General features: G+C 71.6%; 24 protein-coding genes, 1 tRNA gene and 3 pseudogenes. 16 read left to right on the top strand and 12 right to left on the bottom strand.

All coding sequences use genetic code 11. The annotated features are described in order from the left end of the window. Nucleotides 1–224 precede the first annotated feature (224 nt). A complete protein-coding gene (locus tag GEV28_RS31145; RefSeq protein WP_291416034.1) occupies nt 225–404 on the top strand; it encodes a hypothetical protein in 180 nt (59 codons plus the stop codon). 495 nt (nt 405–899) lie between these two features. On the opposite strand, the gene GEV28_RS31150 is transcribed toward GEV28_RS31145, so the two are convergent. Further along, the gene (locus GEV28_RS31150) at nt 900–1649 is read right to left on the bottom strand and encodes a short-chain dehydrogenase (RefSeq protein WP_291416035.1); all 750 of its coding nucleotides are present in this window, start codon (nt 1647–1649) and stop codon (nt 900–902) included. On the opposite strand from GEV28_RS31150, the gene GEV28_RS31155 reads away from it, so the two are divergent. The 11 genes and pseudogenes from GEV28_RS31155 (at nt 1640) to GEV28_RS31205 (ending at nt 11567) form a co-directional block, all read left to right on the top strand. Further along, a complete protein-coding gene (locus tag GEV28_RS31155) occupies nt 1640–2011 on the top strand; it encodes a helix-turn-helix domain-containing protein (protein WP_291416036.1) in 372 nt (123 codons plus the stop codon). The two genes, GEV28_RS31150 and GEV28_RS31155, sit on opposite strands and share 10 nt — an antisense overlap. Before the next feature lie 123 nt (nt 2012–2134). Continuing rightward, complete coding sequence (locus GEV28_RS31160) at nt 2135–3190, top strand: BMP family ABC transporter substrate-binding protein (protein ID WP_291416037.1); 1056 nt, start codon at nt 2135–2137, stop codon at nt 3188–3190. After that, nucleotides 3171–4724, top strand: coding sequence for an ABC transporter ATP-binding protein (locus tag GEV28_RS31165; RefSeq protein ID WP_291416038.1), 1554 nt, complete (start codon nt 3171–3173; stop codon nt 4722–4724). Before GEV28_RS31160 ends, GEV28_RS31165 begins: the two co-directional genes overlap by 20 nt. A gap of 120 nt (nt 4725–4844) precedes the next feature. Then, the gene (locus GEV28_RS31170; RefSeq protein WP_291416039.1) at nt 4845–5852 is read left to right on the top strand and encodes an ABC transporter permease; all 1008 of its coding nucleotides are present in this window, start codon (nt 4845–4847) and stop codon (nt 5850–5852) included. Further along, nucleotides 5849–6754 (top strand): ABC transporter permease, encoded by a 906-nt coding sequence (locus tag GEV28_RS31175; protein WP_291416040.1) that lies wholly within the window; start codon nt 5849–5851, stop codon nt 6752–6754. The genes GEV28_RS31170 and GEV28_RS31175 overlap by 4 nt, the downstream gene beginning before the upstream one ends. After that, nucleotides 6751–7482 carry a purine-nucleoside phosphorylase gene (locus GEV28_RS31180; protein WP_291416041.1) on the top strand — a complete coding sequence of 244 codons (732 nt, stop codon included), beginning with the start codon at nt 6751–6753 and terminating at the stop codon, nt 7480–7482. Before GEV28_RS31175 ends, GEV28_RS31180 begins: the two co-directional genes overlap by 4 nt. Then, nucleotides 7479–8654, top strand: a complete 1176-nt coding sequence (locus GEV28_RS31185; RefSeq protein WP_291416042.1) for an acyl-CoA dehydrogenase family protein — start codon at nt 7479–7481, stop codon at nt 8652–8654. Before GEV28_RS31180 ends, GEV28_RS31185 begins: the two co-directional genes overlap by 4 nt. Next, nucleotides 8654–9643 carry a methylthioribose-1-phosphate isomerase gene (locus tag GEV28_RS31190; protein ID WP_291416043.1) on the top strand — a complete coding sequence of 330 codons (990 nt, stop codon included), beginning with the start codon at nt 8654–8656 and terminating at the stop codon, nt 9641–9643. The genes GEV28_RS31185 and GEV28_RS31190 overlap by 1 nt, the downstream gene beginning before the upstream one ends. Then, a complete protein-coding gene (mtnC, locus tag GEV28_RS31195) occupies nt 9640–10350 on the top strand; it encodes an acireductone synthase (RefSeq protein ID WP_291416044.1) in 711 nt (236 codons plus the stop codon). The genes GEV28_RS31190 and mtnC overlap by 4 nt, the downstream gene beginning before the upstream one ends. 86 nt (nt 10351–10436) lie before the next feature. Further along, nucleotides 10437–10992: pseudogene (gene mtnB / locus GEV28_RS31200) on the top strand (methylthioribulose 1-phosphate dehydratase). Beyond that, nucleotides 10992–11567, top strand: coding sequence for a cupin (locus GEV28_RS31205; protein ID WP_291416045.1), 576 nt, complete (start codon nt 10992–10994; stop codon nt 11565–11567). Before mtnB ends, GEV28_RS31205 begins: the two are co-directional and overlap by 1 nt. Before the next feature lie 101 nt (nt 11568–11668). On the opposite strand, the gene GEV28_RS31210 is transcribed toward GEV28_RS31205, so the two are convergent. From GEV28_RS31210 to GEV28_RS31240, 6 genes and pseudogenes are all read right to left on the bottom strand, one after another. Then, nucleotides 11669–11742, bottom strand: a tRNA-Cys gene (locus GEV28_RS31210). A 96-nt stretch (nt 11743–11838) separates the two neighbouring features. Further along, a complete protein-coding gene (locus GEV28_RS31215; RefSeq protein ID WP_291416046.1) occupies nt 11839–11982 on the bottom strand; it encodes a hypothetical protein in 144 nt (47 codons plus the stop codon). A 55-nt stretch (nt 11983–12037) separates the two neighbouring features. After that, on the bottom strand, nt 12038–12475 hold the full coding sequence (locus tag GEV28_RS31220; protein WP_291416047.1) for a DUF3574 domain-containing protein: 438 nt from the start codon (nt 12473–12475) through the stop codon (nt 12038–12040). Nucleotides 12476–12516: 41 nt separating this feature from the next. Continuing rightward, nucleotides 12517–12872 (bottom strand): annotated as a pseudogene (locus tag GEV28_RS42670) (MerR family transcriptional regulator). Between the two features lie 317 nt (nt 12873–13189). Beyond that, on the bottom strand, nt 13190–14038 hold the full coding sequence (locus tag GEV28_RS31235; RefSeq protein ID WP_291416048.1) for an SAM-dependent methyltransferase: 849 nt from the start codon (nt 14036–14038) through the stop codon (nt 13190–13192). Between the two features lie 84 nt (nt 14039–14122). Further along, complete coding sequence (locus GEV28_RS31240; protein WP_291416049.1) at nt 14123–14689, bottom strand: XRE family transcriptional regulator; 567 nt, start codon at nt 14687–14689, stop codon at nt 14123–14125. Between the two features lie 38 nt (nt 14690–14727). On the opposite strand from GEV28_RS31240, the gene GEV28_RS31245 reads away from it, so the two are divergent. After that, entirely contained in the window at nt 14728–15252 is a 525-nt protein-coding gene (locus GEV28_RS31245) for a GNAT family N-acetyltransferase (protein ID WP_291416050.1), read from the top strand. Nucleotides 15253–15330: 78 nt separating this feature from the next. Here the strand turns inward: GEV28_RS31245 and GEV28_RS31250 are convergent, their stop codons facing one another. Next, nucleotides 15331–15534, bottom strand: a complete 204-nt coding sequence (locus tag GEV28_RS31250) for a hypothetical protein (protein WP_291416051.1) — start codon at nt 15532–15534, stop codon at nt 15331–15333. 12 nt (nt 15535–15546) lie between these two features. After that, nucleotides 15547–16248, bottom strand: a complete 702-nt coding sequence (locus GEV28_RS31255) for an IclR family transcriptional regulator (protein ID WP_291416052.1) — start codon at nt 16246–16248, stop codon at nt 15547–15549. A 102-nt stretch (nt 16249–16350) separates the two neighbouring features. Between GEV28_RS31255 and leuC the strand changes: the two genes are divergently transcribed. The 3 genes from leuC to GEV28_RS31270 all read left to right on the top strand — a co-directional run bounded on the left by leuC (nt 16351) and on the right by GEV28_RS31270 (nt 19240). Beyond that, the gene (gene leuC / locus GEV28_RS31260) at nt 16351–17820 is read left to right on the top strand and encodes a 3-isopropylmalate dehydratase large subunit (RefSeq protein ID WP_291416053.1); all 1470 of its coding nucleotides are present in this window, start codon (nt 16351–16353) and stop codon (nt 17818–17820) included. Nucleotides 17821–17838: 18 nt separating this feature from the next. Next, nucleotides 17839–18438 carry a 3-isopropylmalate dehydratase small subunit gene (gene leuD / locus GEV28_RS31265; RefSeq protein WP_291416054.1) on the top strand — a complete coding sequence of 200 codons (600 nt, stop codon included), beginning with the start codon at nt 17839–17841 and terminating at the stop codon, nt 18436–18438. A 154-nt stretch (nt 18439–18592) separates the two neighbouring features. Further along, entirely contained in the window at nt 18593–19240 is a 648-nt protein-coding gene (locus tag GEV28_RS31270) for an HU family DNA-binding protein (RefSeq protein ID WP_291416055.1), read from the top strand. A 159-nt stretch (nt 19241–19399) separates the two neighbouring features. Here the strand turns inward: GEV28_RS31270 and GEV28_RS31275 are convergent, their stop codons facing one another. From GEV28_RS31275 to GEV28_RS31285, 3 genes and pseudogenes are all read right to left on the bottom strand, one after another. After that, the gene (locus GEV28_RS31275) at nt 19400–20308 is read right to left on the bottom strand and encodes an NUDIX hydrolase (RefSeq protein WP_291416056.1); all 909 of its coding nucleotides are present in this window, start codon (nt 20306–20308) and stop codon (nt 19400–19402) included. Nucleotides 20309–20326: 18 nt separating this feature from the next. Next, nucleotides 20327–22429, bottom strand: a complete 2103-nt coding sequence (locus GEV28_RS31280; protein ID WP_291416057.1) for an RNA degradosome polyphosphate kinase — start codon at nt 22427–22429, stop codon at nt 20327–20329. 120 nt (nt 22430–22549) lie between these two features. Continuing rightward, nucleotides 22550–22915, bottom strand: a pseudogene (locus GEV28_RS31285) (hypothetical protein); the annotation flags it as partial.

Consider the following 22915-nt stretch of genomic DNA (forward strand, 5'->3'; position numbering starts at 1 on the left):
CGACCCAGGACCCCGAACACCACGAACCCGGCGCGACAGCCCGGGGACAGGCACATGCCCCCACCCGGAAAACACCCACCAGAAGATCAACATCGCTGATCAATGATCAACTCGCCACGCTACTCGCGGATTCGGGTCTGAGGTCCCCCAAGATCGTGGAGACATGATCTATATGGATGTGTCATGCCGGAGAAGCGATGTCGGTACGATCGGGAGTTTCGTGGGTGGGCAAGGGCCGGGTCGTGCGCGGCGAGTTGCGGATGGAGCGTGATGTCCTCAAGGGATCCGTGGTTCTGTGGGTGACGGGCGACGCGGTGAGCCTGGGTGCGTTCATCGCCGACCAGAGGACCAGCCACCGCGTCCCGTACGCGGCGGCGTGCCGAGGTGGACGCGGCGGTCGCTGAAGCGTTCAAGAAGTCGCTTCGGTCGCATGTCACCGCGCGTTCACGCGAGAAAACCGTGGCCAGGTCGATGGCCCGGCAGAGGCTTGGTGGCGCGGCGAAAGAAACGGCGCAAGAATCTCACCCGACCGGACAAAGCGGCCGTCCCGTTCCCGGATCTGCTTACCGTGACCTCACCGCGCCGGTGCCGAACCTGCGATGGGTCGCGATATGACCGAGATCCTCACCGATGAGGGCAAGTTCTACCTGTCCACCGCGCTCGATTGTCAAATGGGTCGTGGACTTCTGTAGTTGCCGATTCGCCACAGTTCCTGTGGCACGAAGTCCCCGATCGAATACGAGACCACCGCGGCCAACCGAGCTCGGCGGCACCGTGTGTCGTCGGCGTCGCCGAGCGAGCCGATTTGATGCGGATAGTCCTTCCAGGGCAAGGGTTTCGGTGAGCTTGATCGACGTGTACCGGCTGCCGGCATCACTGTGGTGGATCATCCCTGACACTCACCGGGCCGGCAACCGAAGGAGGAGCTGCTCGGTGTAGGTCGCGAGGCGGGTGGCGTCGTGCGGGTCGAGGGTGTGCACGCTCTGCTCGACGGGCCGGCCGCGGTCCGCGGCGGTGAGCTTGTCGGTCGGTGGGTGTTGGAGCCACTCGACGACCGGGGCGGCGGAGTCGTCGACTTTTCTTGCGGCGACCCGCGCGAGCGCCTTCAACGCGGCGCGGACCAGCGGGTTCGGGTGGCCGTCGAGGCCGCTGCGGGTGAAGCCGGGGTGGTAGAGGACGTACCGGGCCTTTCCCTCGTGTGCCACCCCGAGCAGGTCGTTGGCGCGCCCGGCCTGCAGCTGCGCGCGGACGAGACCGTAGCCATGGGTGAGCTGGGGGTCGTCCCAGTGGATCCGGCCCGCGGTGGTGCCTACGCCGGCGACGTTGACGATCACCGGGTCCGGGCTCGCGTCGAGGAGCGGGCTGAGGCGCTCGCCGAGGCGGTAGCGGCTCAGGTAGTACAGCGCGAACGTGTACTCGAGCCCGTCGGCGGTCATCTGGCGGCGCGGGCGCGGTCGGTTGGCGAACAGCGCGAGTCCGTCGACCCGCTCGTGCCGCCCGGTGAGCTCCGCGACCACCCGGTCGACCTCGCCGATCTCCGACAGGTCCGCGCGGACGAACCGGAGGTTGGGCCGCTCCAGGGCCCGGCCCTTGGCCTCGCCGCTGCCGATGACGGTGACGTCGTGCCGATGTGCCCTCGGTGCTGGCACACGAGCCGCCCCGGCCGGTGCCGCTGGCCGAGCTCGCCGCATGCCCCGTTGGCGACGTGTTCCGCAGGCTGGGCGACAAATGGAGCATGCTGCTGGTGATCCTGTTGGGCACCCGGCCGCACCGGTACAACGACCTGCACCGGTCGATCGAGGGCATCAGCCAACGAATGCTCACCCGCACCCTGCGTGCCCTGGAAGCCGACGGCCTCGTCCGGCGCACGGTCTTTCCCACGGTGCCGCCGAGTGTCGAGTACAGCCTCACCCCGCTGGGCCGCTCGCTGCTCGCCCCGCTGTCCGCCCTGGCCGACTGGGCGGTCGAGCACGAACAGGACATCGCCGCGGCACGGACGGCGACCGCGTGACGCCGCCCACCTGCGGCGTCCCACCAGATATCCCACCAGGTGGGCGTGGTGGCCGGAGAACGTAGGGTCTGCTCGGGGTTGGTCCGGTCGGGCGACCTCTGATCGGTGTGGAAGGGAACTGCGATGGCTCCGAGATCCCGGCTGGCCGGCCTGGTCGCGGTCGGTGTGGTGCTGCTGAGCGGCTGCAACGCGGCCGCCAAGTCGCCCAGTGGCGGCGACAACGGTGACGGCGGCGGCGGTGGGGACGGCCCGTCCCTCGTGCTGATCACGCCCAACCCGGTCGGCGTCAACGACTTCCTTCGGCTCGCGGTCACGGGCGTCGAGGACGCGGCCGAGGCGCACGAGGGCAGCCAGAAGGTGTACCAGAGCACCGACCCCGCCTCGATCCAGCAGAACGTCGCGGCCGCGGTGCGCGACGAGCCGGACGTGATCGTGGCGGTCGGGTTCAACTTCGCCGACGTGCTGGCCCAGCAGGCCGAGCAGCACCCCGACCAGCAGTTCCTGTTCGTCGACTCGTGCACCGCCAAGCCCTACCCGAACGTCACCTGTGCGGTGTTCCGTGAGTACGAGGGCGTGTACCTCGCCGGCGCCGAGGCGGGCCTGCTCAGCAAGTCCGGCAAGGTCGGCGCGGTCGTGGCGCTCGACACCCCACAGTTCCGCCGCTACTCGGTGCCGTTCGGCCAGGGCGCGCAGAAGGTCGAGCCGGGCACCTCGCTCAGCCCGCTGTACATCGGCGGCGCCAACCCGTTCAACGACCCGGGCCGCGCGAAGGAGCTCGCCGCGACGCTCGCGGGCCAGGGCGTGGACTACGTGATGGGCGCGGCCTCCGCGTCCGGCAACCTCGGCGTGTTCGAGGCGGCAAAGGAGCACGGCATCTTCGCGTTCGGCGTGGACGCGAACCAGTGCCCGGCGAGCCCCGGCCAGGTCGTGGACAACGTGATCAAGCGCACCGACGTCGTGATCACCGACGGCGTCTCGGCGATCCTCGACGGCAAGCGTGGCGAGACGCGCTCGTACGGCGTCGAGGAGGAAGGCATCTCGCTGACCGGGCTGCAGCCCGACGTCGAGAGCTCCAAGTGCCTCATCGCCGACCACCCGGACGTACTCGAACAGGTCTCGAAGCTGCGCGACGACATCACCGCGGGCACCATCAAGGTCGATGACCCGGCACAGTCCTGAGCCGCCTGCCGTCGAGCTGCGCGGCATCGTCAAGCGGTTCGGCGCGCTGCTCGCCAACGACCACGTCGACCTCACCGTCGCGGCCGGCGAGATCCACGCGCTGATGGGCGAGAACGGCGCCGGCAAGTCCACCCTGATGTCGATCCTCTACGGGCTGCTGCGGCCGGACGAGGGCGACATCGAGGTGGCCGGCCGGGCGGTGTCGTTCGGCTCCGCGGCGCAGGCGATCGCCGCCGGGATCGGCATGGTGCAGCAGGGTTTCGCGTTGTTCGACTCGCTGTCCGTGGTCGACAACGTGATCTACGGCGCGGAGCCGACCCGCCGTGGGCTGCTGGACCGGCGGACGGCCAGGACCGCGGTTGCCGAGCTCATCGAGCGACACCAGCTGCGGCTGCGGCCGGGCGACCGCGTCGGCGATCTGCCGGTCGGGGTGCGCCAGCAGGTCGAGATCCTCAAGCTCCTCTACCGCCGAGCCCGCGTGCTGGTCCTGGACGAGCCGACCGCCGTGCTCACCCCGGCCGAGACCGACCGGCTCTTCGCGGTGCTCCGTGACCTCGCCGCCGACGGGCACACCGTCCTGCTCGTCACCCACAAGCTCCACGAGGTGGAGGCGGTCAGCGACAACGTGACCGTGCTGCGGGACGGGAAGGTGACCATGCGCGGGCCGACCGCGGCCACCGGCCGGGCCGAGCTCGCCACCGCGATGACGGGCCGCGAGATCGACCTGGACCGGGTGTACCCGGCCGGGCGGCCCGGCGCCGAGGCGCTGTCGGTGCACGGCCTCACCATCAGCGGCCGCACCATCCACGGCACCGGCCGGCCGGTGCTCGACGACGTGTCGCTGTCCGTGCGGACGGGCGAGATCGTCGGCATCGCCGGGGTGGCGGGCAACGGGCAGACCGAGCTGGTGGCGGCGATCGCCGGCCTGCTGCCGGTCGACGCGGGCTCGATCCTGTTGGGGGAGCGGGAGATCGGTGGGCTCGGCGTGCGCGAGCGGCGGTCCGCGGGGATCGCACACGTCCCGGAGGACCGGACCGACGTCGGCGCCGCGCCGGTGGCCCGGCTCGCCGACAACCTCGCCGTGGGCTTCCACCGCATGCCGCCACTGCTGCGTCGCGGACTGCTGCGCCCGGCCGCGATCCGCGAGCACGCGGAGCGGATCGTCGAGCGGTTCGGGGTGCGTGCGTCCGGGCCCGCGGCGCCGATGCGCACGCTGTCCGGCGGCAACCAGCAGAAGGCGATCCTGGGCCGGGAGCTGGCCCACGAGGCGCCGGTGCTGCTGGTCGAGCAGCCCACCCGGGGCGTGGACATCGGCGCGGTGGTCGGCATCCACACCGAGCTCGTCGCCCACCGAGACGCGGGGCACGCGGTGCTCCTGGTGTCGGCCGAGCTGAGCGAGGTTCTCGGGCTTGCGGACCGGATCCTGGTGATGTTCGAGGGAAAGGTGGTCGCCGAGTTCGCGAAGGGTCAGTTCACCAACGACGAGGTGACCGTCGACGCGGTCGGGTTGGCGATGGCGGGGGTGGCCCTGTGACAAGAAAAATGTGCGGGGGCCGGTGATGGTGGCTCTGTGCGGGCGGCTCTGTGCGGGCGACACCGTCCGGGTGGCGTTGCCCGGGTGGCGTTGTCCGGACGGCACCGCCGGGGCGGCACCGTGAGGAACGCGCGCACCGTCGGGCTCACCGTGCTCGCCGCACTGCTGCTCGGCGCGGTGCTGCTCGCGGCCACCGGCGCCAACCCGCTGACGGCGTACCAGGCCATCGTGGAAGGCGCGTTCGGTCCGGACGGCATCCAGGACACGCTGGCCTACGCGGTGCCGGTGGTCGGCATGGCGACGGCCCTCGCGATCCCGTTGCGGGCGGGCCTGGTGAACCTCGGTGGTGAGGGGCAGCTGGTGCTCGGCGCGATCAGCGCGATCGCGGTGGGCCTGCACGTGCCGGGCCCGCTCGGGATCGTCGCGGCGCTGGTCGCGGGTGCGCTGGCCGGCGGGGTGTACGCGGCCGCGGCGGCGTTGTGCGAGACCAAGCTCGGCGTGCCGCTGCTCGTCACCACCCTGCTGCTGAGCTACCCGGCGATGTCGTTCGCCGCGTACCTGGTCCGCTTTCCCATGCGCGACCCGGGATCCAGCCTCCCGCAGAGCGAGCAGCTGCCGCCGGACGTGCGGCTGCCCGCGCTCGGCGGGAGCGGGCTGACCATCGGCCTGTTCCTGATCGTCGCCGCGGTGGCGGTCCACACCCTCGTCGACGCCCGCACCCCGGCCGGCTTCGAGGCCAGGGTCACCGGCTGGGGGCCGCGGTTCGCCCAGTACGCCGGGATCGACCGGCGCCGGCTGACGCTGCGGCTGCTCGCCTGCTCCGGCGGGCTCGCCGGGCTGGTCGGCGCGGTGGTCGTGCTGGGCTTCCCGTACCGGTTCATCGACGGCGCGCTGATCACCCCGCAGTACACCTGGATCGGCCTGCTGGCCGCGTTGCTGGCGGCTGCCAGTCCACTCGGGACGTTGGTGGCGGCGGTGTTCTTCGCGGCGCTGACCAGTGGCGGGTTCGCGATGGAGCGGGCCACCCAGGTGCCGCGCGAGCTCACCGCGATCCTGCAGGCGGTGCTGATCATCTTCCTCGCCGCGACGACCGGGTTGCTGCGCAAGCGAAGGAGTGCCGCCACATGATCGACGCGGCGCTGTTCTCCTCCGCGCTCGGCGCGCTGACGCCGATCCTGTTCGCCGCGCTCGCCGGGGCGCTGTGCCAGCGGGCGGGCGTGTTCAACATCTCGCTCGAGGGCACGATGCTGGTCGGTTGCTTCGCCGCCGTGGCGGGCAGCTGGCACACCGGCAGCGCGTGGGCGGGCGTGGTCGCCGCGATGCTCGCCGGCACCGCGTACTCGCTGATCCTCGCCATCGGCACGGTGACCTTCGGCGGCGACCCGATCGTGCTCGGGGTCGCGGTCAACCTGCTCGCCGTGGGGCTCACCAGCTTCCTGATCCGGACCGTGTTCGGCACCCGCGGCACGTTCAGCGACCCGGCGCTCGCCGGGCTCGAACCGGTCGACATCCCGGGACTGGACCGGGTGCCGTTCCTCGGCGACGTCCTCTCCGGACACACGCTGCTCGGCTACGTGTCCTGGCTCGCCGTCGCGGGGCTCGCGGTGCTGCTCTACCGGCACCCGTGGGGCCTGCGGCTGCGCGGGGTGGGCGAGCGGCCGGAGGCGGCGGCGAGCCTCGGGGTGAGCGTCGGCCGTTACCGCTACGGCGTGATCCTGGCCGGTGGCGCGCTGTGCGGGCTCGCCGGCGCGCAGCTCGCATTGGGCAACGTGACGCTGTTCTCGGAGAACATGACCGCGGGCCGTGGCTGGATCGCGGTGGTCGCGGTGCTGCTCGGCCGGGCGCTGCCGGTCGGGGTGCTCGCCGCCGCGGTGCTGTTCGGCCTCGCCGAGGCGTTCGGCTTCCGGTTGCAGGGCATCGGGTTGCCGCAGCAGGCCACGGACGCGGCGCCGTACGTGGTGACCCTGCTCGCGCTGTTCGCGTCCAGCGGGCGGCTGCGCTCGCGCCGACTCATGAGGGGGAGCCCATGACCGATCTCCTGCCGATCACGAAGATCCCGCGTTCCGGGCTGCCGGGCCACGCGCTGGTGGTGGGCGACCCGGATCGGGCAACGGCGGTCGCCGAGCTGCTCGACGACTCCGTCCTCATCGGACAGAACCGGGAGTACCGCAGCTACCGGGGGATCTGGCGGGAGGTACCGGTCGTCGTGTCCTCGCACGGTGTCGGCGGGCCGGGCGCGCTCTGCCAGTTCGGCGAGCTCGCCGCGGCCGGGGTGCACACGTTCGTCCGGTTCGGCACGGCGGGCGCGCTGCGGGACGACATCGCCGACGGCGACCTGGTGATCGCCGAGGCCGCGGTGCGCGACGACGGCGTGAGCCAGCAGCTGATCCACCCGGAGTACCCGGCGTTCGCCACCCCGGAGGCGGTGCTCGCGCTCGACCGGGCCGCCGCCGCGCACCGGTCGCGCGCGCACCGGGGCGTGGTGTGGACCAGGGCCGCGTTCAGCCCGATGGTGGCGGAGCTGCCGATGCGTGACTACCTGGCGGCCCGGGTGATCGCGATCGAGATGGAGCTGGCGACGCTGCTCGTGTTCGCCGGGCTGCGCGGGTTTCGGGCGGGTGGTGTGCTGGTCATCGACGGCAACGCCACTGTGGACAATGTCGATCCCACCGCCTACGACCCGCACCGGCGGGTGGTGGCCGACGCCGTCGCGGCGGGCAGCCGGGTGGCCCTGGACGCACTGGTGGAGCTTTCATGACGGACAACTGGCGCAAGGCCGCCGAACGGCTCGCGGCGACGTTGCGGGACGACGCGGCGGAGCGGGACCGGCGCGGTGCCGAGCCGGTCGGCGAGGTCCACCTGCTGCGCGACTCCGGCCTGCTCACCCTCCTGGTGCCCACCGAGCTGGGCGGTCAGGGCGCGGGCTGGCTCGCGGCCAACACCGCGACCCGGGTCGTGGCCGCCGCGGACGCCTCGATCGGTCACCTGCTCGGGTACCACTACCTGCAGCTGTGGCGCACCGAGCTGTTCGACCGGCCCGAGCTCGTCGACCGGGTGCGGCGCGACACCGTCGCCGGCAGGTGGTTCTGGGCCGGGGTCAGCAACCCGCTGGACGCCGATCTGCGGCTCGCCCCGGCGAACGGTGGGTTCCGGGTGGACGGGCGCAAGTCCTTCGCCACCGGGGCGAGCGTGGCCGACCGGCTGGTCGTCAGCGCCACCCGCACCGACACCGGCGAGAAGCTCACCTTCGTCGTCGACGCGCACGCTGACGGCGTGCACCCCCTGGGCGACTGGGACAACCTGGGCCAGCGGCTGACCGCGAGCGGCGGCATCGTGTTCGACGGCGTGCACGTGCCCGACGAGGACGTGCTCGGTGGCCAGCCGGCCGACGAGTCCGCGCCGGGTGCGGTCCGCCTCTCGCTCGCCGCGATCGCGTTCCAGCTGATGCTGAGCCAGGTCTACGTCGGCACCGCAGAGGGCGCGCTGACCGAGGCCGCCGGGTACACCAGGACCCGCACCCGGGCCTGGGCACTGTCCGGTGTGGACTCCGCGGTGGCCGACCCCTACGTTCTGGCCGGCTACGGCGAGCTGGTCGCGCGGACCCGCGCGGCGGGTGCGCTGAACGACGCCGCGGCCGCCGCGCTGGGCGCCGCGGTCGACCGGGGCGGCGACCTCACCGCGGCGGAACGCGGCGAGGCGGCGGTGGCGATCTCCGCGGCCAAGGTCGTCGCCACCAGCGTGGCGAACGAGGTCACCTCGACGGTGTTCGAGCTGGTCGGCGCCCGCGCCACGGCGAACAAGCACGGCTTCGACCGGTTCTGGCGCAACGCCCGCACGCTCACCCTGCACGACCCCGTGGCCTACAAGGCCCGCGAGGTGGGCGCGCACTTCCTCACCGGCGAGCATCCCGCGCACACGGGGTACAGCTGATGGACCTGCCGATCCTGGCCGACAGCGTGCGCCTGGCCGACGACGGCGTGCACATCCTGGACCGGCGGGTGTTCCCCGCGCGGCGCGAGTGGGTGCGCTGCGCGACGGTCGAGGACGTGGCCGTGGCCATCGAGGACATGGTCACCCAGTCGTCCGGGCCGTACTTCGCCGCGCTGTGGGCGATGGTGCTCGCCGCGCGTGCGGCCGTCGTCGAGCCCGACCCCCTGGCCTACCTCGAGCGGGCAGGCGAGCGGCTCATCGCGACCCGGCGTACGAACAACCACCTGCGCAAGGCCGTGCACGCCGTGCTGTCCGGTTTGGCCGAGAACGATCTCGTCGGGTCGGCCATGGCCGGCGCGAAGGCGGGCGACGAGCGGTACCGGTCCCGCAGCCGCGCGCTCGGCACGCACACCGCGGACCTGTTGCCGGACAACGCATCCGTGCTCACGCACTGCTGGGCGGACCTGTACCTCGTCGAGCTGGTGCTCGCCGGGCGCCGGGCGGGGAAGACGTTCGCGTTCCACTGCACCGAGACCCGGCCGTACCTGCAGGGCGCCCGGCTGACCGCGGCGACGCTGGCCGAGCTGGATGTCGAGACCACGCTGATCACCGACGGGATGGGTGCCGCGGTGCTCGCCGCGCACCGGGTCGACGCGCTCGTCACCGCCGCCGACCGGGTCACGATGGACGGCCACGTGGTGAACAAGATCGGCACGCTCGGGCTCGCGGTTGCCGCGCACGCCTTCGAGGTGCCGTTCATGGCCATGGTCCAGGCGCCGGACCGGCTCGCGCCGACCGCCGCCGACGTGCCGATCGAGTACCGCGACGGCGCCGAGGTGCTCACCGCGGCCGGTGTCGTGGACCCGCGGATCCGCGGGCTCTACCCGGCGTTCGATGTCACGCCGCCGCGGTTCGTGTCCACTGTGGTCACCGACCGGGGTCCGTTCGACCCGGCCGGGCTGGCCCGCTACTACGAGGAGGAGTCGTGACGATCGCCGCCGACTGGGTGGTTCTCGACATCGAGGGCACGCTCACCGCCACCAGCCAGGTGCACGTGGTGCTCTACGGCTACGCCCGGCCCCGGCTCGGGCCGTGGATCGACGAGCACCCCGACGACCCGGAGGTCACCGCCGCGGTGAAGCAGGTCCGCGAGCTGGGCGGGCTGGCGCCGACCGCGGGCACCGGGGAGGTGGTCGGCGTGCTGCACGGGTGGATGGCCGCCGACCAGAAGATCGCGCCGCTCAAGACGTTGCAGGGGCTGATCTGGCAGCGCGGCTACGCGGCGGGCGAGCTGACCACCGAGTTCTTCCCGGACGTCGCGCCGGCGCTGCTGGTCTGGCACGAGGCCGGGCCGCGACTCGCGGTGTTCTCCTCCGGCTCGGTCGCCGGCCAGGTCGCGTCGTTCTCCCGGACCACCGACGGCGACGTGACAGGCTTGTTCGACGCGCACTTCGACACGGTCAACGCCGGGCCGAAACGCGAGGAGCCCTCGTACCGGGCGATCGCGGCGAGCCTCGGCGCGGACCCGGCCGGGGTCGTGTTCCTGTCCGACGTCCCGGCCGAGCTGCACGCCGCCGCGGCCGCCGGCTGGCAGACCGTCGGCGTGGCCAGGAAGGGGGAGCCGTTCGGCGACGCGGACTTCGGTCCACACCGGACGGTCGGCTCGTTCGAGGAGCTGACGGTGGTGCCGGCGTGAGTGAGCTTGCGAGCGAACCATCGGTGCCGACTGCCGTTCTCGAGGCAGGCCGGAAGCTCGCCGCGGAGGCCGCGAGGTACGCCGGGATGGGGTGGATGCGCGGCACCTCGGGCAACCTGTCGGTGACGATCGAGCGGGACCCGCTGCGGCTGGCGGTCACCGCGAGCGGGCTGGACAAGGGCGAGCTGACCGCGGGCGACGTGGTGGTGGTCGACGAGGCCGGCGCCGCGGTGTCGGCCGGCGTGCCGTCCGCGGAGGCGGGGCTGCACGCGCGGATCGCCGCGGTCGCCGGGGCGGGCGCGGTGGGTGCACGTGCACGCGCTCGCCCCGGTGCTGGCCGCGCGGCGGTGGCCGGGCGGGGTGCCGCTGCGGGACCTGGAGATGCTCAAGGGCTTCGGCCGGGCCGCGCACGACGACCTGGTCACCATCCCGGTGATCGCCAACGGCCAGGACATGCGCGTGCTCGGGGACGCGTTCGCGCGTGGCTTCCGGGCGGACACGCCCGCGCTGATCGTGGCCCGGCACGGCATCTACGTGTGGGGTGCGGACCTGCGCCAGGCCCGGCACCGTCTCGAATGCCTGGAGTGGTTGCTCAGGTTCACCGTCGGGACGAGTATCGACGGTGCGGAAAGGGGACTGTGATGACACTGCTGACCGTGTGGGCCGACGACGACCCGGACAACGCCCTCGTCCGGACCGAGGACGGCGAGGAGATCGCCGCCGAGCTCAAGCGGCTCGGCGTCCGGTTCGAACGCTGGCCGGTGGTCGGCGGACTCCCCGCCGAGCCGACCTCCGAGGAGGTACTCGCCGCGTACGCCGCGCGGGTCCAGCGGGTGGTCGACACCGAGGGATACATCCTGGTCGACGCGCTCCACCTCACCCCGTCCGACGACCCGGTGTGGGTGCGGAAGGCCGCGGAGGCCCGGCAGAAGTTCCTCGCCGAGCACACCCACGACGACGACGAGGACCGCTTCTTCGCCCGTGGCGCCGGTGTGTTCTACCTCCACGTGGACGGCAAGGTGCACGCGGTGCTGTGCGAGGCGGGCGACCTGCTGAGCGTGCCCGCGAACACGACGCACTGGTTCGACATGGGCACCCGCCCCGACTACGTGGCGATCCGCTTCTTCCACGACGAGGACGGCTGGGTGGGCAACTTCACCGGCAACCGCCTGGCCGACACGTTCCCGGACTTCGACACGCTCGTCGCCACGAGGTAGCCAGCCTGGTGTCCCCCGCTGGTGATCGAGCTGTCCGGCGCCGGGGTCGGCCGCCGAGCTGGTGGTGATCGGCGACGAGGAGACCGTGGGCGGTCGAGCCTTGGAGGCGAAGACGGGACTCGAACCCGCGTGGAGGGCTTTGCAGGCCCCTGCCTGTCCTCTCGGCCACTTCGCCACGTCCGGCCGCGCGACCGGAACGTGTCGGTCGGACGGTCGCATCCCCCTGTGCGGTCGGTCAACCAGCCGGGCCACCGTCCCGGAGGGTGAGAACTCATCCGGCCGGCAGCCAGGATCGGCGCAGGATCTCCGTGTTGTCGCGGAGGAACTCGCCGAACGTCCTCGGCCGCCGGCCGCTCTCGCCGTGGAGCGCGGTGACATCCTCGGCGGCAGCCGGTGCGCGGTCCACGTAGGACACCCGACTGTCTCCACAGGCCCGGCGATGTTCCCGTTGTCGGTGAACGCGTCCCTTGTCAGAAGGAGACCCGGTCCGTACTGTCCGCGCGCAGCACCGACTCCTGCTCGAACAGGCGCTTGTAGTCGGTGCGGATCTCCTCGATCTCCCGGTTCGCGTGCCGGTCGGTCGGCGGGTACAGCAGGATCAGCAGGTACGACTCCTCCTTGCCGCCCATCCACTGCCCGTGGGCCTCCATCCAGGTCAGGCCGTCCGGGAACGCCGGCGTGACCTCCTTGTCCAGGAACAGCTCGAAGTCCGCCGGGGTGATCTCGGAGCCGTCCGGCATGCTGCCCCCGAAGTACAGCTCGGTGCGCTTGTAGGCGTCCCCAGGAGTGGTGGCCGCGGCCGTGTCGGGTGCCGTGTCGGGTGCGGCGGACGCGGCGGTTCCGGCGGAGGTCAGGCCGAGCGTCAAGGCGGCGATCATGCCCGCGATGGCGGTGCGTCGTGTCGTCATGCCTCATTCAACCGTGTCGGCGGCGGCGGGACAGCCGACTTTCACCCCGATGCCGCGTCGATCACGTCGTCCAGGACGTCGCGGGAGCGGACCAGGTCGGTGATCATCCGGTTGATGCGGTCCCGTTCCGCGGTGAGGTCGGTGACCAGCTTGGCGTCGGCGATCTCGGCCGGGCCGCCGTCCGCGTCCCGCATGCAGGGCAGCAGCGTCCCGATCTTCTTGCTGCTCAGCCCCGCGGCGAAGAGCTCCTGGATGCGGATGACCCGGTCGACCGCGCTCTCGGGGAAGTCCCGGTGGCCGCCCGGAGTTCGCTCGGCCGCCACAGGCCCTGCTGCTCGTAGTAGCGCAGCGAGCGCTCGCTCACCCCGGTGCGCTCCGCCAGCTCACCGATCCGCATTCCGCACCTCGCCCGCCGGACTTGAACGCTGGCCGGGCACGCTGATCGCCAACCCGGCGCTGCCGTGGCCTGGGCCGCTTCCCGCCGACGGCGGCAGGCGCGAGGGCGAGCGGCTGCTGGCCGCGGGAGCCGACCTGATCGCGCTCGGGCGAGCGTTCCTGGCCAACCCGGACCTGGTCGAACGGCTGCGCGTCGGCGCGCCGCTCAACCCGGTGCGCGACGAGTACCTGATGCACGTCGGCGGCGCGACCGGCTACACCGACTGTCCCGCACTGGCCTGCCACCGTGCCGAGGCGTGCGCGTCCTGACCTTTCGAGCTACGGCTTGCGCCCCACGGCGCCCAGGATGCACCGGGCCGCGCCGCTCAGCGGCTGGATCTGGGGGCCGTCGGGCCACCACTCGTCGCACACCGCCGGGCCGGGCGCGGCCTCCCCGTTGGGCTCGATCAGCTCGATGCCGTCCAGCATGGCGAGGATCTCCGCGCGGGTCCGGAACCGGCCCGCCCCCATCGGCCCGTTGACGAGCACCTGCTCGATGCGCCGGGCGATCTCGGTGAGCTCTGGCACCTCGGGGTCGAGGAAGTGCGAGAACACGACGTAGCTGCCGGAGGGCAGCGCGTCGATGTACTGCGTCATCACCGCCGGGGCGCCGTCGCCCTCGAGGTGGTGCATCGTGCCGACTTGCAGCAGCACGATCGGCCGGGAGAAGTCGACGGCGCGCCGCACGACCTCGTTCTCGAGCACCGCCCGCGGGGTGAAGATGTCCGCGGGCACCATGTGCACGAAATCGTTCTCCTCGAGCAATGCGCGGCCGTGCGCGATGACCACCGGGTCGTTGTCGACATAAACCACGCGCGCCTCCGGGTTGAAGCGCTGCACAATCTGGTGGGTGTTCTCCGCGGTCGGCAGCCCCGACCCGCAGTCCAGGTACTGGTCGATCTCTGTCTGCCTGGCCAGGAACCGGCACGCCCGGTTGAGGAATCCCCGGTTGCCCCGAGCGATGTCCACCGCTTCGGGCACGACCTCGTTGATTTTCTTCATGACCTGGCGGTCGACCTCGTAGAGGTCCTTTCCGCCGAGAAACCCGCCGTACACCCGGGCAATGCTCGGCCTGGTCGGATCCACGCCCACCGGGACCTGACTCGGCGACTTCGCCGTTGCGTCCATCGATTCCTCGCACCGTCACGTCGTGGGGGCGTATCCAGCCTAGTGCGGACCGCCGCCGCTCACTACGCAGCCGGTATTCCGGTCTCAGTTACCGGGGCGTTTCGTCAATGCCACCAGGTAGCGGCAGGGTGCCGTGGTCGGGTTGATGAAGACGCAGGGCGCGGCCGGGCCCAGCTGGAGGCAGTCGCCGGGGGACAAGGTGTGTTCCGTGGCGCCTTCGCGAAAGGTCAGCCGGCCGTCCAGGAGCCAGATCTGTTGGTGGATGAAGGCGTAGGTGTCCGCCGGGAACGCGATCTCCGTGCCCGCCGGCAGCTCGACCTCGACCAGCTCCAGCAGGCCGCCCGCCGGCGGGGACACCGCGCGCCTGCGGTAACCGGTGGCGGGGTCGGTCCACGTGGGCTGGTCGGCGGCGCGGGCCAGCCGGCGGTCGTCGCCTTCGGCCCGGGCCACCAGCTCGGAGAGGGTCATGCCGAGTGCGGCGGACAGGCGGCCGAGGAGGACGGCGGTGGGCTGGGCGTCGCCGTGCTCGATCTTGGCGATCATGGCTCGGGACACGCCGGACCGGTCGGCGAGGGCGCTGACGGTCAGCTCGCGAGTGCGTCGGGCGGCCTGCAGCGTGGCGGCGATCGAGGTGGACAGCGGGTCCGGCATGTGGTCATTATAGTGTCAGCTTGCGCTACTATCGTCACATGGGTTGGACGATCCGGGAGGCCGCCGAGCGGGACGCGCCCGCGTGTGCGGCGATCTACGCGCCGTACGTCACCGACACGGCGATCACGTTCGAGAGCGAGCCGACCTCGCCGGAGGAGATGGCCGCGCGCATCGCCACCGCCGCGCGCCGGCACGCGTGGTTGGTGCTCGAGGTCGAGGGGCGGGTCGTCGGCTTCGCCTATGGCGGGCCGTACAAGGCGCGGGCGGCGTACCGGTGGTCCTGCGAGGTCAGTATCTATCTCGAGCGTGGGCGGCGGCGTACCGGTGGGGGTCGCGCGCTCTACGACGCGTTGCTCGAACGGTTGGCCGAGCGGGGCTTTCGCACCGCCGTCGCGGGCATGACCCTGCCGAACGACGCGAGCGTCGGCCTGCACCGCGCGCTGCGGTTCGAGCCGGTCGGCACGTACCGCCGCATCGGCTGGAAGCAGGGCCGGTGGCACGATGTCGCGTGGGTTCAGCGGACGATCGCCCCGGACGAGGACCCACCCGCCGAACCACGCTGACGCCCACCGGACTGTGTTGATGCCTGCGGGGACGGGGGCGGCGGCTGCTGGACCGTCCACCCTGGACCGGTCGGACCGCTAGGTGACCGGCGGCAGGTTCCGGCACAGCGCCTCGGGGAAGTCCGGGTGCTCGGGCCGGACGGAGGCGCAGCCGGCCAGGTTCCCGCCGGCCACCGTCTCCCAGCCGTCCGGTCCGAAATGGAGGAACGACCCACACCGGGTCGCAGTGGTCGGCGGCCACGCGGGGTTCATCGAGTTGAGCAGGAGCACCCGGTCGCCCAACGCTCGCGGATTCTAGAGCCGGGCCTGGAGGGCTTCGGCCGCTGCCAACAGGTCCGCCGCCCAGCGCGCGCCGGGGCGGCGGCCCATCCGGTCGATCGGCCCGGAAACCGACACTGCCGCAACAACAGCACCACTCGCATCACGCACGGGCGCGGAGACACTGGCTACTCCCGGCTCACGCTCGCCCACGCTCTGAGCCCAACCGCGGCGCCGAACCTCCAGCAACGCCCGCTCGCCGTAGACCGCGTCCGCGAGAAGCGTGCGCTGGGTGGCCGGATCGGTCCACGCGGCGAGCACCTTGGCGCCGGAGCCCGCGGTCATCGGCAGCCGGGCACCCACCGGAACCGTGTCCCGCAGCCCGCTCGGCGGCTCCGCGGTCGAGATGCAGATCCGGTGTGCGCCGTCCCTTCGGTACAGCTGGACGCTTTCCCCGGTGCGGTCGCGCAGCCGCGGCAGCACCGAGCCCGCGGCGTCGAGCAACGGGTCCACCGCGCCGCCGGCGAGCTCTGCCAGCGCGGCGCCGGGGCGCCACCGGCCGTCGGAACCCCGCCGTAGCAGGCGATGCACCTCCAGCCCCACTGCCAACCGGTGCGCCGTGGCCCGAGGAAGTCCCGTCCGGGTACAGAGCTCGGCCAGACCACACGGCTCCTTGGCAACCGCCTCCAGAACGGCCATTGCCTTGTCGAGTACGCCGATGCCGCTATGCTGTCCCACGTCTCGATATTATGTTCCCGCTATATGGGAAGTCCAGTCTTCCGGATCGTGGGAACGCCCGTTCTGGAAGTCGATAGGCCTGGAAGTCGATGGTGAAACCACATGGCAAAGACGCTTGCCGAGAAGGTATGGGATCAACACGTCGTTCGGCGGGGGAGTGGCGCCGAACCGGACCTGCTCTACATCGACCTCCATCTCGTTCATGAGGTGACCAGCCCGCAGGCGTTCGACGGCCTGCGCATGGCGAACCGCCGGGTGCGGCGGCCGGACCTGACCATCGCGACCGAGGACCACAACGTCCCGACGACCTGGACGCTCGACCCTGCGAGCAGGTCCACGCCCGGCATCGAGCTCCCCATCGCGGACCCGGTGTCCAAGACGCAGGTCGACACGCTGCGCAAGAACTGCGCCGAGTTCGGCATCCGCCTGCACCCCATGGGCGACGTGGAGCAGGGCATCGTGCACGTCGTCGGGCCGCAGCTCGGCCTCACCCAGCCCGGCACCACCGTGGTGTGCGGCGACAGCCACACCTCCACGCACGGCGCGTTCGGCGCGCTCGCCTTCGGCATCGGCACCTCGGAGGTGGAGCACGTGCTCGCCACCCAGACCCTGCCGCTGCGGCCGTTCAGGACGATGGCGATCACTGTGGACGGCGAGTTGCGGCCCGGCGTCACGGCGAAGGACGTCATCCTCGCGGTCATCGCGAAGGTCGGCACCAACGGCGGCCAGGGTCACGTGCTCGAGTACCGCGGCCGCGCCGTCGAGCGGCTGTCGATGGAGGCCCGGATGACCATCTGCAACATGTCTATCGAGGCCGGCGCCCGCGCGGGCATGATCGCACCGGACGACACCACCTTCGCCTACCTGAAGGGCCGCCCGCACGCGCCGTCGGGCGCGGAGTGGGACGAGGCCGTCGCCGCTTGGCGCGAGCTGCGCACCGACGACGACGCCACGTTCGACGCCGAGGTGCGCATCGACGCGAGCGCGCTCACCCCGTTCGTCACCTGGGGCACGAACCCCGGCCAGGGTTTGCCGCTGTCGGACCGGGTTCCCGACCCCGAGCAGATCTCCGACGAGAACGAGCGCACCTCGGCGGAGAAGGCACTCTCTTACATGGACCTCACGCCGGGCACGCCGCTGCGCGACATCCACGTCGATACGGTCTTCCTCGGCTCGTGCACGAACGGGCGAATCGAGGACCTGCGGGCCGCCGCGGAGGTGTTGCGCGGCCACAAGGTCGCCGACGGGGTGCGGATGCTCGTGGTGCCCGGCTCGATGCGGGTGCGGGAGGTGGCCGAGTCCGAGGGCCTGCACACGGTGTTCACCGACGCCGGTGCCGAGTGGCGGGCGGCCGGCTGCTCGATGTGTCTCGGCATGAACCCTGACCAGTTGCAGCCGGGCGAGCGCAGTGCGTCCACATCGAACCGCAACTTCGAGGGTCGCCAGGGCAAGGGCGGCCGCACCCACCTGGTCTCGCCGCTCGTCGCCGCCGCGACCGCCGTGCGCGGCACGCTGTCCTGTCCCGAAGACCTGCTTGCGGGGTCGAGCACCGGCACCGAAGACCTCGCCTGAGAAAGGGGCAAACGACCCATGGAACCCTTCACCACGCACACCGGCGTCGGCGTCCCCCTCCGCAGGTCCAACGTGGACACCGACCAGATCATCCCGGCCGTGTACCTCAAGCGGGTGAGCCGCACCGGATTCGAGGACGGACTGTTCTCGGCCTGGCGCGCCGATGATCACTTCGTGTTGAACCTGGAGCCCTACCGGGCGGGCAGCGTCCTGGTGGCAGGCCCGGACTTCGGCACCGGGTCCTCCCGGGAGCACGCCGTCTGGGCCCTGTCCGACTACGGCTTCCGGGCGGTCGTCTCCGCGCGGTTCGCGGACATCTTCCGGGGCAACGCGGGCAAGCAAGGCCTGGTCGCGGCCCAGTGCGAGCAGTCGGACGTGGAGCTTCTGTGGAAGCTGCTCGAGGCCGAGCCGGGCACCGAGGTCACCGTGGACCTGCGGGACAAGACCGTGCGCGCCAAGGACTTCACCGCCCCGTTCCAGATCGACGACTACACCCGCTGGCGGCTGCTCGAAGGGCTCGACGACATCGCCCTGACGCTGCGCCATGAGGACTCCGTCGGGGCTTTCGAAGGGGGTCGCCCGAGCTGGAAGCCGACCACCTCTACACTCCCCTCCTGAGTGGCCGCCGAATAGCCGCCACGCAACAGAATCCGATACCCGTAGCGGGGAATTTGGGCGAGTCGCGTGGAAATTGTGGCGTAATAGGCATACGGTGGCCAGAAGTCGGCCGGTTTGGCCGAGAACGCAAGTGTGGTCAACGGAGGACTGAAGGGTGAACAAGGCCCAACTCATCGAGGCGCTCTCGGATCGCCTCGGCGACAAGAAGGCCGCAGGCGCTGCGGTCGATGGTCTCGTCGACGTGATCGTGCGCACGGTCAACAAGGGCGAGAAGGTCAACATCACCGGCTTCGGTGTGTTCGAGAAGCGCGCGCGTGCAGCCCGCACCGCTCGCAACCCGCGCACCGGTGAGACGGTGCGGGTCAAGAAGACGAACGTGCCTGCTTTCCGTGCTGGCACGACGTTCAAGGACGTGGTGAGCGGCGCCAAGAAGCTGCCGAAGATCGCCGCGACGCGCTCGGCCGCTAGCCGAACCGCGGCCTCGCGCACCACCGCCGCGCGTCCGGCAGCCAGCCGGGCCACCGCCGCCACGACCCGTACGCGGGCCGCGGCAGCGAAGCCGACCACCCGCGCCACCGCGGCGAAGTCGACTGCGACCAGGTCGACCGCCGCGCGGAGCACCGCGGCCAAGACCGCGGCGGCGAAGACCACCGCGGCCAAAGCGGCGCCGAAGAAGGCGGCGGCCAAGACGACCGCGGCAAAGGCCACGACGGCGAAGAAAGCCACCCCGGCCAAGGCCACCGCCAAAGCCACTGCCAAGGCCCGCCCGGCCGCGAAGAAGACGACGACCCGCAAGAAGTAAGCGCTCCACAACGTTCGAAGGCCACCCACCGTCTGCGTGGTGGGTGGCCTTCGGCGTGTCGCATGGAACCTCGGGGGCATTTGGCAACCCGCCAACTGGACTCGTGAACCGCTCGCGCGGAACACGCCGATCCCTAAGGACTTCTCAGGGTCGCGCGACTCACGGTTTCGGGATGTAGTCCGCGGCGACCAAGTGGGCGTCGCCGTCGACGGTGAAGAACAGCGCCCAGATGCTCGCCTTCTTGCTCACCACCTCGCCCGGTGCCAGGCCCGCCGCACCGGCCACACGGGACACCAGGTCCGGGATCACGCCGCCCTGGCTGCACACCACGGGCGTACCGCCCGCCGTCACGATCTCGAGGAACCGGGCGACGGTCGGCTCGGCGGTGTCGGCGTAGCTCGCCTCGGACAGCAGGGGGTCGGTGACGACCGTGGCACCGAGCTCGTCGGCCACCTGTCGCACCGTGTCGACGCACCGGACCAGCGGCGCCGAGTAGACCCGATCGGCTCCGTACAACGCGGCCATGGCGTTGATCGGGGGCACCTGACGCCGCCCGTTCGCCGACAGCGGCCGCAGGTCGTCCGCCTCCCGCCACTCCGCCCGGCTGCCCGCCTTCGCGTGCCGGACGAGCAGCACGGTCGTCAGATCCGGTGGCAGCGCGGTGAACGCGGCGACGATCCGCTCGTCGTGGTCGTAGCTCAACAGGTCGAAGGCCTTCTCCGGCGGCAGCCAACGCAGCTCGTCGGTCTCGTCCCCGGGCGCGAACGCGCCACCCCCGGCCCGGGCTGCGTAGTACTCGACGACCTTGTCGGCCGGTTCCGGGCGGGTGACCCGGTACCGCACCCGGCCGAGGTGCCGGCCGAGCCTGACGCGGAACCCGGTCTCCTCGGCCACTTCCCGCGCCGCCGCGATCCGGGACGTCTCGCCCCGCTCCAGCTTTCCCTTGGGCAGGCTCCAGTCGTCGTACCGCGGCCGGTGCACCAGCGCGATCTCGACGGTCTCGCCCGTCCGGTCCCGCGCGTCCGGCCGCCACACCACCGCACCGGCGGCGGAGACCTCCTGTGCCATCAGTGCCCCCGCCGGAAGTCAGCCCTGTGCGAGGTGCCTGGCGAGCAGCTGGGCCTGGTGGTCGCGCACCGACGAACCGTCCGCCGGGGACGCCGACCATTCCCCGCTCTGCTCCAGGACCCAGCACCGGGTCGCCGGGTCGAGCGCGGAGTCGAACACCGCGTTCAGCTGCGCGGTGAGCTTCTGGTCGGTGATCCGCACCTGCACCTCCACCCGGCGGTCGAGGTTGCGGTGCATGAGGTCCGCGCTGCCGATCCAGTGCTCGTCGGAGCCGACGAAGTGGAAGACGCGCGAGTGCTCGAGGAACCGGCCGAGGATGGAGCGCACCCGGATGTTCTCCGACACGCCGACGATTCCCGGCTTGAGCGCGCAGATCCCGCGCACGACGATGTCGACCCCGACGCCCGCCTGCGACGCCCGGTACAGCGCGTCGATGACCTGTTCGTCCACCAGCGAGTTGATTTTGATGCGCACACCCGACGGCCGGCCGGACCGGAGGTGCTCGATCTCGCGCTCGATCAGCTCGACGATGCCGCGCCGGATCCCGTGCGGCGCCACCATGAGGCTGCGGTACTTGTCCTGGCGTGCGTAGCCGGTGAGGACGTTGAACAGGTCGGTGAGATCCGCGCCGATCGACGGCTCCGCGGTGAGCAGGCCGACGTCCTCGTACAGCCGCGCGGTCTTCGGGTTGTAGTTGCCGGTGCCGATGTGGCAGTAGCGCCGGATGACCGAACCCTCCTGGCGCACCACGAGCGCGGTCTTGCAGTGGGTCTTGAGGCCGACCATGCCGTACACCACGTGCACGCCCGCCTTCTCCAGCGTGCGTGCCCACTTGATGTTGGCGACCTCGTCGAACCGCGCCTTGATCTCCACCAGCGCGACGACCTGCTTGCCGGCCTCGGCCGCGTCGATGAGCGCGTCGACGATCGGCGAGTCACCCGAGGTGCGGTAGAGCGTCAGCTTGATCGCCAGGACCTTCGGGTCGTTGGCGGCCTGCTCGATGAACCGCTGCACGCTCGTGGAGAACGAGTCGTACGGGTGGTGCACCAGCACGTCGCCCTCCTCCCGCAGCGTGGCGAACACGCTCTTGGGCGACTCCCGCTCGCCGAACGCGGGATGGGTGGCCGGCACGAACGGCGCGTCCTTGAGCTCCGTGCGGTCGACCCCGTGGATCTGCCACAGGCACACCAGATCGAGCAGTCCCGGCACCACGACGACGTCGTGCGGGTCGACCTCGAGCTCGCGCAGCAGCAGCTCCAGCATGTGCTCGCTCATGTCGTCGGCGACCTCGAGCCGCACCGGCGGGCCGAACCGGCGCTGCGCGAGCTCGCGCTCCAACGCCTTCAGCAGGTCCTCGTCGCGGTCCTCCTCGACCTCCAGGTCGGCGTTGCGGGTGACCCGGAACGCGTGCACCTCGGTGACCTGCATGCCGGCGAACAGGTCGGGGAGGTGTGCCGCGATGAGCTCCTCCAGCGGGAGGAACGTGGCGTTGGGGTCGTCGCGGTGATGGTCGATGGGCACCAGCCGGGAGACGTTGTCCGGCACCTTCACCCGGGCGAACCGCTCGCCGCCGCCCGTCGGGTCGCGCACGGTCACGGCGAGGTTGAGCGACAGCCCGGAGATGTAGGGGAACGGGTGCGCCGGGTCGACCGCGAGCGGGGTGAGCACCGGGAAGATCTGCTCGCGGAAGTAGCGGGACAGGCGCTCGCCCTGCTCGTCGGTGACCTCGCCCCACCTGGCGATGCGGATGCCGCGCTCGGCGAGGGCGGGCCGCAGCCGCTTCTCCCACGCGGCGGCGTGCTGCTCGACGAGCTCCTGGTTGCGCTTGGAGATGTAGGCCAGCTGCTCGCGCGGGGTGAGCCCGTCGGCGCTGCGCACGGTGAGCCCGGTCTCCTCGCGGCGCTTGAGCCCGGCGACCCGGACCATGTAGAACTCGTCGAGGTTGGAGGCGAAGATCGAGAGGAACTTGGCCCGCTCGAGCAGCGGCTGCGACTCGTCCTCCGCGAGCGCGAGCACCCGCGCGTTGAAGTCCAACCAGGACAGTTCGCGGTTGATGTACCGGTCGTCCGGCAGGTCGGTCTCGGTGACGTCGGGGGTGACCGCGGGTGGCGCCGACGGCACGCCGCGAGGCTCCGGCGCGGTCGCGTTCCCCTCGAGCTCGGGGGGCTCCGTGACGGCGGGCGGACTGCCTGGCTGCTGCACGCTCTCGGTACTCACAGCCTTATTGTCCAGCAAATATGGCTAAGTGGGGCAGCCGCGCCGGAACGGCGGGGTGAACTCGGCCGGAGCTCCCACCGTCCGCCCTGCGAGGACCACGGTTCTTTGTCCCAAACCGAGTTCGGCGGCCACCGCCAGATCGTCCGCGGTGTCCACGTCGCAGCGCAGCGAGTCCAGCTCGGCACCCACCGCGACCGCCCCGCTCGCCGCGTGCGCCGCCGCGGAGCCGACGCCGAAGCGCGGGTCGAGCGGCCCGCCCGGCGCGGACAGCAGCAGCGTCGTGCCGGTGCCCGGCCGGTCCGCGCAGAACGCCCGGCGGCCCGCCGCCCGCGCCACCGCCTCGGCGAGCTCCTTCGAGCGCAACGCCGGCAGGTCGGCCTGCAGCGCGCC

Source organism: Actinophytocola sp. (genome assembly GCF_009379765.1).
Lineage (GTDB): Bacteria > Actinomycetota > Actinomycetes > Mycobacteriales > Pseudonocardiaceae > Actinophytocola.

Bases quoted from the DNA above. Each gene is read 5' to 3' on its own strand.
- GEV28_RS31245 (WP_291416050.1), top strand. From the start codon at position 14,728: ATGGGTTGGACGATCCGGGAGGCCGCCGAGCGGGACGCGCCCGCGTGT.
- GEV28_RS31160 (WP_291416037.1), top strand. From the start codon at position 2,135: ATGGCTCCGAGATCCCGGCTGGCCGGCCTGGTCGCGGTCGGTGTGGTG.
- GEV28_RS31190 (WP_291416043.1), top strand. From the start codon at position 8,654: ATGGACCTGCCGATCCTGGCCGACAGCGTGCGCCTGGCCGACGACGGC.
- leuD (WP_291416054.1), top strand. From the start codon at position 17,839: ATGGAACCCTTCACCACGCACACCGGCGTCGGCGTCCCCCTCCGCAGG.
- GEV28_RS31240 (WP_291416049.1), bottom strand. From the start codon at position 14,689: ATGCCGGACCCGCTGTCCACCTCGATCGCCGCCACGCTGCAGGCCGCC.
- GEV28_RS31165 (WP_291416038.1), top strand. From the start codon at position 3,171: ATGACCCGGCACAGTCCTGAGCCGCCTGCCGTCGAGCTGCGCGGCATC.
- leuC (WP_291416053.1), top strand. From the start codon at position 16,351: ATGGCAAAGACGCTTGCCGAGAAGGTATGGGATCAACACGTCGTTCGG.
- GEV28_RS31220 (WP_291416047.1), bottom strand. From the start codon at position 12,475: ATGACGACACGACGCACCGCCATCGCGGGCATGATCGCCGCCTTGACG.
- GEV28_RS31205 (WP_291416045.1), top strand. From the start codon at position 10,992: ATGACACTGCTGACCGTGTGGGCCGACGACGACCCGGACAACGCCCTC.
- GEV28_RS31185 (WP_291416042.1), top strand. From the start codon at position 7,479: ATGACGGACAACTGGCGCAAGGCCGCCGAACGGCTCGCGGCGACGTTG.
- GEV28_RS31175 (WP_291416040.1), top strand. From the start codon at position 5,849: ATGATCGACGCGGCGCTGTTCTCCTCCGCGCTCGGCGCGCTGACGCCG.
- GEV28_RS31235 (WP_291416048.1), bottom strand. From the start codon at position 14,038: ATGGACGCAACGGCGAAGTCGCCGAGTCAGGTCCCGGTGGGCGTGGAT.
- GEV28_RS31275 (WP_291416056.1), bottom strand. From the start codon at position 20,308: ATGGCACAGGAGGTCTCCGCCGCCGGTGCGGTGGTGTGGCGGCCGGAC.
- GEV28_RS31180 (WP_291416041.1), top strand. From the start codon at position 6,751: ATGACCGATCTCCTGCCGATCACGAAGATCCCGCGTTCCGGGCTGCCG.